The following is a 15471-nucleotide window of genomic DNA, read 5'->3' on the forward strand; positions in this document are numbered from 1 at the left end:
GTCGAAAACGCGCCGTCGAAAACGCGCCGTCGAGCGCGCATAGGCTGAATGCATGACGGATGCCGCAACTACACGCCCGGTCACGATCATCACCGGTGCGAGCCGCGGCATCGGTGCCGCGATCGCCGAGCGCCTCGCCGCCGACGGTCACGATCTGGTGCTCACGTACCGTGAGCGCCGAGACGCGGCCGACGCGATCGCTCGCCGATGCGCGGCTTCCGGTGCTCGCGTGCTCCTGTTGCGGGTCGATCTTGCCGACCTCGATGCCGCGGCGACCGTGGTGCCTGCGGCGATCACCGAGTTCGGTCGAGTGACGGGGCTCGTCAACAACGCGGGGATCACCGGGCTCATCGGCGGGTTCCTCGATGCGACGATCGAAGAGAGCGAGCTGCTCTTCCGGGTCAATTTGCTCGCGCCGATCGTGCTCACGAGAGCGGCGATCGCCCACATGGCGACCGACCGCGGCGGGGCGGGCGGATGCGTCGTGAACATCTCCTCGGGCGCTGCGACGTCTGGTGCACCGAACACCTACATCCCGTACTCCATGAGCAAAGCCGCGTTGAACGCGCTGACGACGGGCGCATCGAAGGAGTTCGGACCGGTGGGAGTGCGGGTCAACACGGTCTCCCCCGGTACCACACGCACCGAGATCCATGCTGCAGCCGGGAGGCCCAATGCGCCCGACGAGCGGGCCGGCAACATCCCCATGCGCCGCCCGGGAGAGCCGCATGAAATCGCCGGCGCCGTCGCCTACCTGTTCTCCGCCGATGCGGCGTACACCTCGGGTGCCGACATCAGGGTCGCCGGCGGCAATTGAGCCGGACGACGGGCCGCATCACGCTTCGCCGAAGCCCGATTCGGCGAGCTCGGCGATCGCATCGACGGCTGCTCGTGCGTCGGGGTCTTCACTCGCGATCTCGACCTGGGCACCTTTCGTGAGCCCGAGCGACATGATGCCGAGCAGACTCTTCGCGTCGGTGCCGTTGACGGTGACCTTCTGTGCGAACGTGCTCGCGAGCTTCACGAGTTCCGCCGCGGGCCGGGCGTGCAGTCCGTCGGAGTTCACGAGACTGATGGTTCGGGCATAGCCGGATGCCGCGTGCTGGCCGCCGCCCGCAGCACCCGCTCGTTCGGCCGAGCGCGCGCCGCCGGCCGACTCGGCGGCGACCCCACCCGCGGTCGCCCGCGCGGACTCGGCAGCCGCGACGACGACGTCGATCGCGTCCCCCGACTCCGCTGCAACCGCCGCGGCCACCCCGCCCTCGACGAGCGGCGCGTCGGCGATGCGCACGCGCGCCCGCTGTTCGTCGTCGAGAAAATCGAGGGCGGTTTCGGCCGTGAGGATCGCTGAGCCGAGGTCGCACAACACCACGACTCCGATGCCCGCATCGGCCTCCGCGATGCCCGCAGTCACTCGATCGAAGCTCGTGCCGATGCGACCGTCTTCGGTGCCGCCCGCCGCGACGAGTGTGGCCGTCGGCGCCATCTGCCGGGCGAGTTCGACGAGCCCATCGGCGATGGCGGACGAATGCGAGACGAAGACGACGCCGACTTTGCCGGTGGTGCCCACCTCACGCCCCCGCTGAGGCCGCAGCCGCATCCGCGGCGGCTCGGAGCAGCAGTGCGCTCGATTCGGCGCCCGGGTCGCGGTGGCCGGCAGAGCGTTCGCCGAGATAGCTCGCCCTGCCTTTTCGGGCGATGAGCGGCTCGGTCGCCGCCGCACCGGCCTCGGCCGCGTCGGCCGCGGCGGCGAACACACCGGCGGCGTCCGTACCGGCGGCCGCGGCGGCCGCCGCTGCATCGACGGCCGGCGTCCATGCGTCGACCATCGTCTTGTCGCCGGACTCGGCCTTGCCGCGTGACACCACCCCGTCGCGCGCCGCTGCGAGGATCGCGGCGATGGCCGGGCCATCCAGTGAGACCGCACCGCCCGCGGCTGCCGCCGCCTTCAGGTAGGCGGTGCCGTAGAGCGGACCGGCGGCGCCGCCGACCGTCGAGATCAGGGTCGTCGCCACGAGCTTCAGCACGTCACCGGGTGTGGATCCGGCAGCCAGGTCGTCGAGTTTCGGCAGCACCGCCTGGAATCCGCGATCCATGTTCTCGCCATGATCGCCGTCACCGATCTCACGATCGAGCGTGATCAGCTCGACTCGATGCTCCGAGATGACCTGCGCGCTTCGTCTGACCCAGTCCACAGCCCAGGTGATGTCCAATCCCACCGAAATTCCCCCTTCGATCCGTCTTCATCGTCCCCACCGCAGTGCGGCAGTCTGCACCGGAGCATCCCACAATTCGACCATCTCGTCGTCGAGCTTCAGCAGCGTGATCGACATGCCGTGCATCTCGAGCGCCGTGATGAAGTTGCCCACGAGCGATCGGGCGACCTCGATGCCGCGTTCTTCGAGCACCTCTGCCGCACGTCGGTACGCGAGGTACAACTCGATCTGCGGCGTGCCGCCCATGCCGTTGACGAACAGCAGTGCGCGTTCGCCTCGCTCGTACGGCAGGTCTTCGAGGATCGGCTCGAGCAACCGGTCGACGAGTCGGTCGGCGGGTTCGAGTTTGATGCGCGCTCGCCCCGGCTCGCCATGGATTCCGATGCCGATTTCGATCTCGTCTTCAGCGAGCGTGAAGCTCGGTTCACCGGCGTGCGGCACGATGCAGGGTGTCAACGCGAGCCCCATCGACCGTGCACCGGCGTTCACCCGCTCGGCGATGACGGCGACTTCATCGAGGGAGTCGCCCCGTTCGGCCGCCGCTCCCGCGATCTTCTCGACGAGCACGGTGCCGGCGACCCCTCGCCGGCCCGCCGTGTACAGCGAGTCCTTGACGGCGACGTCGTCGTTGGTGATGACGGCGCGCACGTCGATGCCGTCGGCGGATGCCAGGTCTGCGGCGGTCTCGAAGTTCAGCACGTCACCCGTGTAGTTCTTCACGATGTGGAGTACACCCGCTCCCCCGTCGACGGCTTTGGTCGCGGCGAGGATCGGGTCTGGAGTCGGAGACGTGAACACCGCACCGGGCACGGCGGCATCGAGCATGCCGAAGCCGACGAAGCCCGCGTGAAGGGGTTCATGCCCACTGCCGCCGCCGCTCACGATGCCGACCTTGCCTGCGATCGGGGCGTCGGCCCGTACGACGAATATCGGATCGAACTGGACTCGCACGAGATCGGCATGGGCGAGTCCGAACCCCGCGACCGACTCTTCGACGACCCGCTTCGGATCGTTGATGATCTTTTTCACGGACATCCCTTCCACTCAGCTGACGGACGCCGTGCAGACGTGCATCAACGTCGACGCAGCACTCCTCGCAAACCTACGCCCGTCGCGCCGTCGACCGTAAGAGGCCGTGTGAAATCTCACACCCCCATTCCGCGGTGCGGCCGGTCTGAGTATCGTGGGCAGTGTTCCGCCCCTGGGCGAAGCCCACCGGGCTCGGCGAAAAGGATGGATGGTCAACGTGGACAATCTCGGAGTGCTGTTCCTCAGCGAGCTCGTCGGAACGGCGATGCTCGTGCTCCTCGGCTGCGGGGTGGTGGCCAACGTCGCCCTCGCCAAGACGAAGGGTTTCAACGGCGGATTCCTCATGGTGACGTTCGGCTGGGGCCTCGCGGTCTTCGCCGGCGTCATCGTGTCGTATGCGTCGGGCGCGCACATCAACCCTGCGGTCACCCTCGGGCTCGTCGCGAACGGTGCCACGGAGTTCGGCAATGCCGGCCTCGGTATCACCGTGCCGGTGGACTTCCTCTCGGTGATCGCCTACATCGGTGCGCAACTGATCGGTGCCATCATCGGTGCCGTGTTCGTCTGGCTCGCGTACAAGCAGCACTTCGACGAGGAGCCGCAACCGGCGTCGAAGCTGGGTGTCTTCTCGACCGGCCCGGGCATCCGCAACTACGCGTGGAACCTGATCACCGAGATCATCGGCACCTTCGTTCTGGTCTTCGTCGTGATCGGTTTCGGCGGCGGTCGCCAGGGCGACGGCGGTCTGGCCGCACTCGGCGCACTCCCAGTGGCGCTCCTCGTGATCGGTATCGGCGTCTCGCTCGGTGGTCCGACGGGGTACGCGATCAACCCGGCCCGTGACCTCGGTCCCCGGATCGCGCACGCGATCCTTCCGATCAAGGGCAAGGGCGCCAGCGATTGGTCGTACTCGTGGGTGCCGGTGTTCGGGCCGATCATCGGCGGCCTGATCGCCGGATGGGCGGCGATCCCGCTGCTCCCCCTCATCAGCTGAGCGCTTCGGGGGCCGGTCCATCGGACCGGCCCCCGAGGTCATCCATCAGAACGACCGCCGGCGCCCGCCGGCTGAGCAGAATGAGAGAACCGAATGGCCGACTACATCCTCGCGATCGATCAGGGCACGACCTCGTCGCGCGCGATCATCTTCGACAAGGCCGGATCGATCGTCTCGACCGGCCAGCTCGAGCACGAGCAGATCTTCCCGAAGGCGGGATGGGTCGAGCACGACCCGGTCGAGATCTGGCGCAACACCCGGGAGGTCATCGGGCAGGCCCTCGGCAAGGCCGATCTGACCCGGCACGACATCGCGGCGGTGGGCATCACGAACCAGCGCGAGACCGCCGTCGTGTGGGACAAGAACACCGGCGAGCCGGTCTACAACGCGATCGTCTGGCAAGACACGCGCACGCAGTCGATCGTCGACCGGCTCGCGGCCGACGGCGGGGTCGAGCGCTTCAAGCAGCAGGTGGGATTGCCGCTGGCGACGTACTTCTCGGGTACGAAGATCGTGTGGATTCTCGAAAACGTGCCGGGTGCGCGTGAGAAGGCCGAAGCCGGTGACCTGCTCTTCGGCACGACCGACTCCTGGGTGCTCTGGAATCTCACGGGTGGCCCTGACGGTGGTGTGCACGCAACGGATGTCACGAACGCGAGCCGCACGATGTTCATGGATCTCGAGACCCTCGCGTGGGATGACGAGATCCTCGCCGCCTTCGGAGTGCCCCGCTCGATGCTCCCCGAGATCAAGTCGTCCTCCGAGGTCTACGGCGTCGCAGAGCCGTCGAGCCTGCTCCGCGAGGTTCCCGTCGCCGGCATCCTCGGCGACCAGCAGGCTGCGACGTTCGGTCAGGCCGCGTTCGACACCGGCGAGTCCAAGAACACCTACGGCACCGGCAACTTCCTGATCTTCAACACCGGCGAAGAGATCGTCCACTCGAAGAACGGCTTGCTGACGACGCTCGGCTACAAGCTCGGAGACGCGGCCCCGCACTACGCGCTCGAGGGCTCGATCGCGGTGACGGGTTCGCTGATTCAGTGGCTTCGCGACAATCTCGGACTGATTTCGAGCGCGCCCGACGTGGAGCGACTTGCGAAGTCGGTCGACGACAACGGCGGTGCGTACTTCGTGCCGGCATTCTCGGGCCTGTTCGCGCCGTACTGGCGCCCCGACGCCCGTGGCGCGCTCGTCGGCCTCACCCGCTTCGTGAACAAGGGTCACATCGCCCGCGCGGCACTCGAGGCGACGGCCTTCCAGACCCGCGAGGTGCTTGAAGCGGTGAATGCCGATTCGGGCGTCGACCTGACAGAACTCAAGGTCGACGGCGGCATGATCGCCAACAACACGCTCATGCAGTTCCAGGCCGACATCCTCGGCGTTCCGGTCGTTCGCCCGGTGGTCGCCGAGACAACGGCGCTCGGTGCCGCCTACGCAGCAGGGCTCGCAGTCGGCTTCTGGTCGAGCCTCGACGAACTGCGCGCGAACTGGCAAGAGGACTCCCGTTGGGAGCCGAAGATGGATCCCGCCGAGCGGGACCGTCAAATCCGGCTCTGGAAGAAGGCCGTCACGAAGACCTTCGATTGGGTCGACGAAGACGTGAATTGAGCAGTCGCGGCGACGGATGCCTCGCTCAGGCCTTCGTCGCCGCGATCCACTGTTCGAGCTTGCGGGCACCCGCGCCGCTGTCGATCGCTTCTTCGGCGACCGCCATCTTGTCGCGGAAACGATCGAGGATCGCACGCTGCACCTGGGCCGGATCCTTCGCGAGATCGAAGGCGACGAGCCCTGCAGCGGCATTCAGCACGACGATGTCGCGCACGGGTCCGCGAACGCCCGAGAGAAGCTCGTTGACGACTCCCGCGTTGTGTTCGGCGTCGCCGCCCTCGAGCTGATCGATCGTCGCCCGCGGAATCCCCAGGTCGCGCGGGTCGAGATCGTGTTCCTTGACCGTGCCGAGGGAGACCTCCCAGAGGTGACTGTGCCCGGTAGTCGTCAGCTCGTCGAGACCGTCATCGCCCCGGAATACGAGCGCGGTCGCGCCGCGGGTCTGGAAGACGCCGACGATGAGCGGTACGCGATCGAGGTGAGCGACGCCGACGGCGGATGCTTCGGGGCGCGCCGGGTTCGCGAGCGGCCCCAGGAAGTTGAAGACCGTCGGCACGCCGAGCTCGGCGCGAACCCGCCCGGCGTGGCGGAAGCCCGGGTGGAACGCGGCGGCGTAGGCGAAGGTGATGCCCGCCTCGCCGAGCACGGCGGCGACACGCTCGGCGGGCAGCGCGAGGTCGAGCCCGAGGGCCGCGAGCACGTCGGAGGATCCGGATGAGGAACTCGCCGCCCGGTTGCCGTGCTTGATGACCGGCACTCCGGATGCCGCGGCGACGATCGACGCCATCGTCGAGACGTTGACGGTACCGAAGCGGTCGCCACCGGTGCCGACGATGTCGAGCGCCATCGGATCCACCGGCAGCGGCACGGCGTGTTCGAGAATCGCGTCGCGGAACCCGACGATCTCGTCGACCGTCTCCCCCTTCACTCGGAGTGCGACGAGAAACGCAGCGAGTTGCGCTTCGCTGACCGCGCCGGTCATGACCTGCTCCATGCACCACGCGGCATCCGAAACGCTGAGATCGGTGCCCTCGAGGAGGGAATTCAGGATGTCTGGCCAGTGCTGTCGTGCGGGCATGCGTCGATCCTATGCGTGATTCACGGCGGATTCGCGGCCTTCACCCAGCTCGATTTAGGGTCGCCTTACCGTGTCGACCCGACACGACTCCCCCGGATGACGAAAACTCAGGCCTCGTTTCAGCCATAATGGGATGGTGACGAGCACCTCAATCACTCATCAGGCGAGCGCGCCCCTGATCAAACGACCGAACACCGTTGCGGTGGGCACGATCGTCTGGCTCGGCAGCGAGGTCATGTTCTTCGCGGGACTCTTCGCGATCTACTTCACGCTGCGGTCGACATCTCCCGAACTCTGGGACTTCGAGGCAGGCCGGCTGAACGTGCCGTACGCGTTGGTGAACACGCTGATCCTGGTGTTGTCATCAGTCACGTGCCAGTTCGGCGTTTTCGCCGCGGAGCGCATGCAGCCATACGCCACCGGGTGGAAGCCCAAGCAGTGGGGCATGGTCGAGTGGTTCTTCCTCACGTACGCGATGGGTGCCGTCTTCGTCGCCGGCCAGGTCTGGGAGTACGCCACCCTCGTCTCCGAGGGAATTGCGATCGACTCCAACGCCTACGGCTCGGCGTTCTACATCACCACCGGCTTCCATGCCCTGCACGTCACCGGTGGCTTGCTCGCCTTCCTCTTCGTGATCGGCCGCGTCTTCGCGGTCAAGAACTTCGGTCACCGCGAGGCGACGAGTGCGATCGTCGTCTCGTACTACTGGCACTTCGTCGACGTCGTCTGGATCGGACTGTTCCTCGTCATCTACGTCCTCAAGTAAGCCGCATCAGGAGCGTCAGCACAGCATGCCCGTGAACAGGAAGTTACCCATGACTCGCCAGAAGCGACGCACCGGACGCCGGCACCCGCTCGCCACCGTCGCGCTCCTCGCGCTCGGCCTCGTCTTCACCGGTGGCGCGTACGCGGCCCTCAGCAGCGGCACCATCGCGCAGGCCGAGATCGACCCCGACTCGCAGCAGACCATCGAACAGGGCAAGAAGCTCTTCCAGGCCAACTGCGCCACCTGCCATGGACTCGAGGCGCAGGGCAGCGACACCGGACCGAGCCTCGTCGGCGTCGGTGCCGCCGCCGTCGACTTCCAGGTCGGCACCGGCCGCATGCCGATGCAGATGCAGGGTCCGCAGGCGCAGCAGAAGCCGGTGCAGTTCACCGACGATCAGGTCAAGCAGCTCGCCTACTACGTCGCTTCGCTCGGCCCCGGTCCCGACATCCCCGACGATCACCTCACCAATGGCGGCGGCGACGCAGCCAACGGCGCGGAGCTCTTCCGCATCAACTGCGCGATGTGCCACAACGTGGCCGGCGCGGGTGGCGCCCTCACCGAGGGAAAGTTCGCTCCCCCGCTGACGGATGTCTCGGGCGTGCACATCTACGAGGCCATGGTCACCGGCCCCCAGAACATGCCGGTCTTCAACGACCTGAACATCTCGCCGGAAGACAAGCGCGACGTGATCACGTACCTCAAGTACGTGCAAGACAATCGCTCGCCCGGCGGAATCGAGCTCGGCTCGCTCGGACCGGTCGCAGAGGGCCTGTTCATCTGGATCTTCGGTCTCGGCGCGATCGTCGCGATCACCGTGTGGATCACGGCGAAATCCAACTAGCGCACGCCCAGCACTGAAGTAGCTGAAGAAGGAGAACCATGGCACAGGACGACCACAGCGGCGAAGAGCTCGTCGCTGCCGACTCGTCGCACGCCGCGCACGAATACGCCGGATCGCCCGGCACAGCGGTCATCCCGCACGACGGGTTCGAGAATCCCGGATTCGAGCCGCACCGCGCTCGCGTCACCGATGAGAACCCGAAGCGCGAGAACCGAGCCCAGCGAACGGTCTATACGCTCTTCTACCTCTCGGTGATCGGCAGCGTGTGGGCCATCGCCGCGTACATGCTCTTCCCCATCGAGTCGAACGACGTCGGTGCAGTACGTCTCAACAACCTGTTCTTCGGCTTGGGCGCCACCCTCGCACTTCTCGCAATCGGTTTCGGTGCGGTGCACTGGGGCAAGTCGCTCATGACCTCCCCCGAGTCGGTCGACACCCGTCACCCGATCGGTGGGAGCGAGGCCACGAAGCTGGGCGCCATCGAGGTGTTCCGCGAGGCCGACGAGGAGTCGGGCTTCTCTCGCCGCTCCGTCATTCGGAACAGCCTCATCGGTGCACTCCTCGTGTTCCCGTTGCCGGCGATCGTGCTGTTCCGCGGGCTGGCGCCACAGGATCAACTCCCGGTCGAGCTCCTCAGCCACACGATGTGGGCGAAGGGTACTCGCCTCGCGCTCGACCCTTCCGGCGTGCCGATCAAGGCCGGCGACGTCACGATCGGCAGCGCGTTCCATGTGATCCCCGAAGGACTCAACGATCTCGAGCACGGCAGACTCGATGAGAAGGCGAAAGCCGCGGTACTGCTCATGCGGCTCGAGCCGAGTGAGCTGCATCCGGCCCCGGGCCGTGAGTCCTGGGCGTACGACGGCATCGTCGCGTACTCGAAGATCTGCACGCACGTCGGATGCCCCGTCGCACTGTATGAGCAGCACACGCATCACCTGCTTTGCCCGTGCCACCAGTCGCAGTTCGATGTGGCGAACAACTGCGAGGTCATCTTCGGCCCCGCGGCCCGACCCCTTCCTCAGCTTCCGATCGCGGTCGATGACGAGGGTTATCTCATCGCGCGGAGCGACTTCACCGAACCCGTCGGCCCGAGCTTCTGGGAGCGCCATTGAGCACCGTATCGACGCGAACGCCCTCGCCTGCGCCTGTCAAGCGCTCATTCACGGCAGAGGCATCCGAGTACGTCAACGACCGCACGGGCATCGCCGTCGCGATCAAGGGTCTCGGGCGCAAGGCCTTCCCCGACCATTGGTCCTTCCTCCTCGGCGAGGTCGCGCTCTTCAGCTTCATCGTCATTCTCATCTCCGGTACCTTCTTGACGTTCTTCTTCCAGGCGTCGATGGCCGAGGTGCACTACAACGGCTCGTACGTTCCCCTGAAGGGCGTCGAGATGTCGGTGGCCATGGCATCGACGCTCGACATCTCGTTCGACATCCGAGGCGGGCTCTTCGTTCGTCAGATGCACCACTGGGCGGCTCTGCTGTTCGTGGCCGCCATCGGCTTGCACATGCTGCGCGTGTTCTTCACCGGCGCGTTCCGCAAGCCCCGTGAGATCAACTGGGTGTTCGGCTTCATCCTCTTCATCCTCGCGATGGCCGAAGGATTCACGGGCTACTCCCTCCCCGACGATCTGCTCTCCGGCAACGGACTCCGCATCATCGACGGCATTCTCAAGGGCATGCCGCTCGTGGGCACGTGGGCTTCGTTCCTCTTCTTCGGCGGCGAGTTCCCCGGCGATGCCATCGTCGGACGCCTCTATACGCTGCACATCCTGTTGCTTCCGGCACTCGTCGTCGCGCTCATCGCGGTTCACGTCGTGTACGTGTTCATCCACAAGCACACGCAGTTCGCCGGTCCCGGTCGAGAACCGACCAACTCCGTCGGCCCGCCCATCCTGCCGATCTACGCGGCGAAGGCCGGCGGCTTCATGTTCATCATCTGGGGCGTGGTCGCCCTCATCGCGGCGCTGTTCACGATCAACCCGATCTGGAACTACGGCCCCTACGACCCGTCGCCCGTCTCGGCCGGTACACAGCCCGACTGGTACATCGGCTTCGCCGACGGCGCCCTCCGTCTCATCCCGCCGGGTTGGGAGTTCGTCTGGCTCGACCGCACGTGGTCGTTCAACATCCTCGTCCCGCTCATCGCCATCGGCATCTTCATCGTGCTGGCGCTGATCTACCCGTTCATCGAGGCCTGGGTGAAGGGCGACAAGCGAGAGCACCACATCGCCGATCGTCCGCGGAACGCCCCCACGCGTACCGCCATCGGTGCGGCAGGCGTGACGTTCTACGCCGGCCTGTGGGCCGCAGCAAGCTCCGACATCCTGGCCACGCACTTCTCTCTCACCATGGAGGGTGTGATCCACGCCCTCCAAGCCGCGGTGATCATCGGGCCGTTCATCGCGTTCTTCATCACGAAGCGCGTGTGCATCGCCCTGCAGAAGAAGGATCGCGAGATCGTGCTGCACGGCTATGAGTCGGGTCGCATCGTGAAGCTGCCCGGCGGCGAGTTCATCGAGGTGCACCAGCCGCTCGACGAGTACGACCGCTGGAGGCTCGTGAGCCAAGAGACGTACGAGCCGCTCATGCTGCGCCCGAACGCTCGTGGCAAGATCACCTTCGGTCAGCGCACGCGCGCGGCACTCTCGCGCTGGTTCTTCGAAGACCGCATCGCGCCGGTCACGAAGGGCGAGCTCGAGGCCGGGCACGACACCCACCACTGAGAAAACCAGTAGACGGATTCGGGCACCGCGCCATGTCGATCGATTCGACTTGGCTGCGGTGCCCGAACTGCATGCAGGACCTCGGAACCGTCGCCGATGCTGTGCTCGGTTGCGTGAGCGGACACCGGTTCGACCTCTCCAAGCGCGGCGGCGTCACACTCCTCCCCCCTCGAGCGCCGCGCACGATGGGCGACGATCGCGGCATGCTCGAGGCTCGATCGTCGCTGCTGGAGTCCGGGGCGTACGACCCGATCGCGTCTGCCATCGTCGACGCGACCCGGTTGGCTCTTGGTGATCGACCGGGCCATCCAGAACCCAACACGGCCGTGGGTGGCTCAGGGCAGGCGATTCGGATCGCCGATCTCGGCTGCGGTACCGGATATTATGCACGGCGACTCGCTGAGTCCATCGGCACCACCTCAGTGCTGCTAGCCGATAGATCGCCGACGGCGGTGCGTATGGCCATGCGTCACGTGCCAGAAGCGACAGGCGTCGTGGTCGATCTCTGGCGCCCACTCCCGATCCGTGATGCATCCGCCGATGCCGCCATCAACGTGTTCGCACCCCGAAACCCCGCCGAGTTCGCTCGCATCGTGCGTGTGAACGGCGCGCTCGTCGTCGTCGTGCCGACGGCGTCGCATTTCGTCGAGCTCCGTCGACTCGGGGCCGCACTCGACGTACCCGACGGCAAGGCGGAGTTGGTGATCGGTCAATTCAGCAGCGTCGGATTCGACCTGGTCACCACGACACGGGTCGAGTACGAGCTCGCCACGGACTCTGCGATGCGGAACCTGCTGGTCGACATGGGACCCGCGGCGCACCATCGTGCAGCCCCAGGCGATGTCGGGGCGCCCGAGGCCATGACCGTGACGGTCTCGGTCGACGTCGTCGCATTCCTCCGCGCGGCATCTGCTGCCGCGACGCGCGGCCCCATCGCCGACTGATCGAAACCGAGCGAAGGAAACAGCCCCCGTGGCCGCAAGGGCACGGGGGCTGTCTCAGAGCGTCGGACGATATCAGCGAGCGAAGTTCCCGCGGTAGTACTCGTAGACCCAACCGACCAGGCTGATGACACCGAGCCCGACGGCGATGAACGAGATCCAGACCCCGATGGCGAGGCCGAGGAACATCAGGGCGGCAGCGCCGGCCAACATGATCGGCCACCAGCTCCAGGGGCTGAAGAAGCCGAGCTCCGCGTCGCCGTCGTCGATGTTCGCGTCGAGGCGGTCTTCGGGCAGTTCTGCTCCCTGCGCCTTGTGCACTCGGCCGAGGTAGAAGGCGATGAACGCGCTCAGCACGGCAGTCAGCGTGAGGGCGACGGAACCGGCCCATTCTGGGTGGTCGCGTCCATGCGAAGCGTTGTCAGCCCAGCTCCACCCGATGTATGTTCCCGCCACCAGCAGGAGGAAGACCGTGAGGATCCAGAAGAGATTGGCGTTCGCGCGCATTACTTGATCTCCTCCGACGCGGCATCATACGTGGGCGCCTGCGGGGCATCCTTCGCGGGCCCGATGCCGACCGGGATGCCGGCCTCGGGGTGGTTCAGGTCGAACGCGGGTCGCTCCGAACGGATGCGTGGGATCGACGTGAAGTTGTGCCGCGGCGGCGGGCAGCTGGTTGCCCATTCGAGCGAACCACCGTACCCCCATGGATCGTTGACGGTCACCTTCGGTGCGCGTCGAGCCGTGATGTAGACGTTCAGGAGGAACGGGATCATCGAGACCGCCAGGATGCCGGCACCGATCGTCGACAGCTGGTTCATCCACGTGATGTTGTCTTCCGGCAGATACGAGTAGTACCGTCGTGGCATCGCGACGACACCCAGCCAGTGCTGGATGAGGAACGTCGTGTGGAAGCCGATGAACAGCAGCCAGAAGTGCCACTTGCCGAGCGTCTCGTTCAGCATCTTGCCGGTCCACTTCGGCCACCAGAAGTAGAAGCCGGCGAACATCGCGAACACGACGGTGCCGAAGACGACGTAGTGGAAGTGGGCGACGACGAAGTACGTGTCGGAGACGTGGAAGTCCAGCGGTGGCGACGCGAGGATCACGCCCGTGAGACCGCCGAAGACGAACGTGATCAGGAAGCCGAGCGACCAGATGAGCGGCGTCTCGAACGTGATCGAGCCTCGCCACATCGTGCCGATCCAGTTGAAGATCTTCACGCCGGTCGGCACTGCGATGAGCATCGTCATCAAGGCGAAGAACGGCAGCAGCACCGAGCCCGTGACGTACATGTGGTGCGCCCACACCGTGACCGAGAGCGCAGCGATCGCGATCGTCGCATAGATGAGCGTCTTGTATCCGAAGATCGGCTTTCGGCTGAACACCGGGAAGATTTCGGAGACGATGCCGAAGAACGGCAGGGCGATGATGTACACCTCTGGATGGCCGAAGAACCAGAAGAGGTGTTGCCAGAGGATGACGCCACCGTTGGCTGGATCGAACACGTGAGCACCGAAGATACGGTCGGCGCCGGCGGCCAGGATCGCCGCGGCGAGCACCGGGAAGGCCATCAGTACGAGGATCGACGTGACGAGCGTGTTCCACGTGAAGATCGGCATGCGGAACATGGTCATGCCGGGCGCGCGCATCGTGATGATCGTGGTGATGAAGTTGACCGCACCGAGAATCGTGCCGAATCCGGAGAGGCCGAGGCCGAGCATCCAGAGGTTGCCGCCGACGCCTGGTGAGAACGTCGTCGAGGCGAGTGGTTGGTAGGCGAACCATCCGAACGACGCAGCGCCCTGCGGAGTGAAGAAGCCCGCGACGGCCATCAGCGAACCGAAGTTGAAGAGCCAGTACGCGAATGCGTTCAGTCGCGGGAACGCCACATCGGGAGCACCGATCTGGAGTGGCATGATCACGTTCGCGAAGCCCGCGAACAGCGGGGTGGCGAACATCAGCAGCATGATCGTGCCGTGCATCGTGAACAGCTGGTTGTACTGCTCACGGGTCTGGATGATCTCGAGGCCCGGCTCGAAGAGCTGCGCCCTGATGATCAGCGCCATCACGCCGGCGATGCAGAAGTAGATGAACGCGGTGATCAGGTACATGTACCCGATGACCTTGTGGTCGGTGGACGTGATCCACTTGACGAGGATGTTGCCCTTGTGTTCGACCTTGGAAGAGCCGAACGGAAGCGCGCTCGCTGAGGGGCGAGCCGGTGCGGTCGTGGTGCTCATCGCGGCTTAGTGCTCCTCTTTCAGTTCGGGCGCGCCCGTTCCGGGCAGGTTCTGATTACGGTCGTACTCGCTGGACAACTGGCCCTCTTGGCCGGCGTCGCGAAGCGACTCGATGTAGTCGTCGTACTCGCTCTGAGAGACGACCTCGACGTTGAAGAGCATGAGCGAGTGGTACTCGCCGCAGAGCTCGGCGCATTTGCCGGCGTAGGTGCCCTCACGTTCGGGCACGAACGACATGTAGTTCGTCTTGCCCGGATACATGTCTTTCTTGTAGAGGAAGTCGACAACCCAGAACGAGTGGATGACGTCACGGGATTCAAGTTCGATCTCGACGTTCGCCCCGACCGGCAGGTAGAGGGTCGGCAGCTCGGACTGCACGAGTGAGCCCCTCGGACCCTCGTCGGAGAGTTGGCCCTGGATGCCCGGCGAGTACACGTCTTCTTTGACGTAGTTGAAGTCCCAGGCCCACTGCTTCGCGATGACCTCGACCTGGACGTCGATCTGGTCTTCGGCGAAGCGCTGCTCGATCTCGGCCTGATCGCGCGCCGTGAAGGCGAAGAATCCGAGCACCAGGATGAGCGGGACGATCGTGTAGAACACCTCGATCGGCATGTTGTAGCGCAACTGCACCGGCAGGCCGGTCTGGCCCTTGCGGCGACGGTATGCGATGACTGCCCAGATCGTGAGACCCCAAGTGATGACACCGACGATCAGCAGCACGATCCACGAGGTGACCCAGAGTCCGGAGACGAGATCGGTATGGTTCGTGACCGGCGCCTCCCCCTCAACGAATCCGGGGAGGAATCCGTTCAACTGAGCCTGGGTGCACCCTGCGAGGACGAGGCTGAGTGACGCTGCGATCGGAATTGCAGCCCATCGGAGTCGGCGATTGTGGCGCACCGGTGACCTTTCGGGAGACTCGAAGGCGCTTCACAGCGAAGCGCGTTGATCGTTGCCTAGCCTACTCCGACTCGACCCCCGGGGTGTGCACCCGACGGCGGTGTCGGGTGCGCCGTTCCACGGA

The 15471-nt window shown here is 65.7% G+C and carries 15 protein-coding genes; 8 read left to right on the forward strand and 7 right to left on the reverse strand.

Features of this window, described 5'->3' with window-relative positions:
- Positions 1-52 precede the first annotated feature (52 nt).
- On the forward strand, positions 53-817 hold the full coding sequence (locus AC1C2S_RS18385; RefSeq protein WP_495354043.1) for an SDR family NAD(P)-dependent oxidoreductase: 765 nt from the start codon (positions 53-55) through the stop codon (positions 815-817).
- An 18-nt stretch (positions 818-835) separates the two neighbouring features.
- Here the strand turns inward: AC1C2S_RS18385 and dhaM are convergent, their stop codons facing one another.
- Genes dhaM through dhaK form a run of 3 tightly spaced genes read right to left on the reverse strand, consistent with a single transcriptional unit; the run spans position 836 to position 3245 of the window.
- On the reverse strand, positions 836-1570 hold the full coding sequence (gene dhaM / locus AC1C2S_RS18390) for a dihydroxyacetone kinase phosphoryl donor subunit DhaM (RefSeq protein ID WP_495354044.1): 735 nt from the start codon (positions 1568-1570) through the stop codon (positions 836-838).
- A 1-nt stretch (position 1571) separates the two neighbouring features.
- Entirely contained in the window at positions 1572-2219 is a 648-nt protein-coding gene (dhaL, locus tag AC1C2S_RS18395; RefSeq protein ID WP_495354045.1) for a dihydroxyacetone kinase subunit DhaL, read from the reverse strand.
- A gap of 24 nt (positions 2220-2243) precedes the next feature.
- On the reverse strand, positions 2244-3245 hold the full coding sequence (gene dhaK, locus AC1C2S_RS18400) for a dihydroxyacetone kinase subunit DhaK (RefSeq protein ID WP_495354046.1): 1002 nt from the start codon (positions 3243-3245) through the stop codon (positions 2244-2246).
- Between the two features lie 217 nt (positions 3246-3462).
- Here dhaK and AC1C2S_RS18405 point away from each other — a divergent pair, with 217 nt between their 5' ends.
- Complete coding sequence (locus tag AC1C2S_RS18405) at positions 3463-4239, forward strand: MIP/aquaporin family protein (protein ID WP_495354047.1); 777 nt, start codon at positions 3463-3465, stop codon at positions 4237-4239.
- A gap of 93 nt (positions 4240-4332) precedes the next feature.
- On the forward strand, positions 4333-5847 hold the full coding sequence (gene glpK / locus AC1C2S_RS18410; RefSeq protein WP_495354048.1) for a glycerol kinase GlpK: 1515 nt from the start codon (positions 4333-4335) through the stop codon (positions 5845-5847).
- 25 nt (positions 5848-5872) lie between these two features.
- Here the strand turns inward: glpK and trpD are convergent, their stop codons facing one another.
- Positions 5873-6925, reverse strand: a complete 1053-nt coding sequence (gene trpD, locus AC1C2S_RS18415) for an anthranilate phosphoribosyltransferase (protein WP_495354049.1) — start codon at positions 6923-6925, stop codon at positions 5873-5875.
- A gap of 133 nt (positions 6926-7058) precedes the next feature.
- Between trpD and ctaE the strand changes: the two genes are divergently transcribed.
- The 5 genes from ctaE (at position 7059) to AC1C2S_RS18440 (ending at position 12207) form a co-directional block, all read left to right on the forward strand.
- Positions 7059-7691, forward strand: a complete 633-nt coding sequence (gene ctaE, locus AC1C2S_RS18420; protein ID WP_495354050.1) for an aa3-type cytochrome oxidase subunit III — start codon at positions 7059-7061, stop codon at positions 7689-7691.
- Positions 7692-7740: 49 nt separating this feature from the next.
- Entirely contained in the window at positions 7741-8535 is a 795-nt protein-coding gene (gene qcrC / locus AC1C2S_RS18425; protein WP_495354051.1) for a cytochrome bc1 complex diheme cytochrome c subunit, read from the forward strand.
- A gap of 38 nt (positions 8536-8573) precedes the next feature.
- The gene (qcrA, locus tag AC1C2S_RS18430) at positions 8574-9650 is read left to right on the forward strand and encodes a cytochrome bc1 complex Rieske iron-sulfur subunit (RefSeq protein ID WP_495354052.1); all 1077 of its coding nucleotides are present in this window, start codon (positions 8574-8576) and stop codon (positions 9648-9650) included.
- Positions 9647-11263: a cytochrome bc1 complex cytochrome b subunit gene (qcrB, locus tag AC1C2S_RS18435; protein ID WP_495354053.1), complete on the forward strand. Its 1617-nt coding sequence runs from the start codon at positions 9647-9649 to the stop codon at positions 11261-11263. Before qcrA ends, qcrB begins: the two co-directional genes overlap by 4 nt.
- A gap of 203 nt (positions 11264-11466) precedes the next feature.
- Positions 11467-12207: a methyltransferase domain-containing protein gene (locus AC1C2S_RS18440; protein ID WP_495354422.1), complete on the forward strand. Its 741-nt coding sequence runs from the start codon at positions 11467-11469 to the stop codon at positions 12205-12207.
- A gap of 72 nt (positions 12208-12279) precedes the next feature.
- Here the strand turns inward: AC1C2S_RS18440 and AC1C2S_RS18445 are convergent, their stop codons facing one another.
- From AC1C2S_RS18445 to ctaC, 3 genes are read right to left on the reverse strand one after another with little or no spacing between them, the layout of a single operon-like run.
- Positions 12280-12711 carry a cytochrome c oxidase subunit 4 gene (locus tag AC1C2S_RS18445; protein WP_495354054.1) on the reverse strand — a complete coding sequence of 144 codons (432 nt, stop codon included), beginning with the start codon at positions 12709-12711 and terminating at the stop codon, positions 12280-12282.
- The gene (ctaD, locus tag AC1C2S_RS18450; protein ID WP_495354055.1) at positions 12711-14447 is read right to left on the reverse strand and encodes an aa3-type cytochrome oxidase subunit I; all 1737 of its coding nucleotides are present in this window, start codon (positions 14445-14447) and stop codon (positions 12711-12713) included. Before ctaD ends, AC1C2S_RS18445 begins: the two co-directional genes overlap by 1 nt.
- A 6-nt stretch (positions 14448-14453) precedes the next feature.
- Positions 14454-15347: an aa3-type cytochrome oxidase subunit II gene (ctaC, locus tag AC1C2S_RS18455; protein WP_495354056.1), complete on the reverse strand. Its 894-nt coding sequence runs from the start codon at positions 15345-15347 to the stop codon at positions 14454-14456.
- Between the last annotated feature and the right edge of the window lie 124 nt (positions 15348-15471).

Source organism: Agromyces sp. Y782 (genome assembly GCF_059445405.1).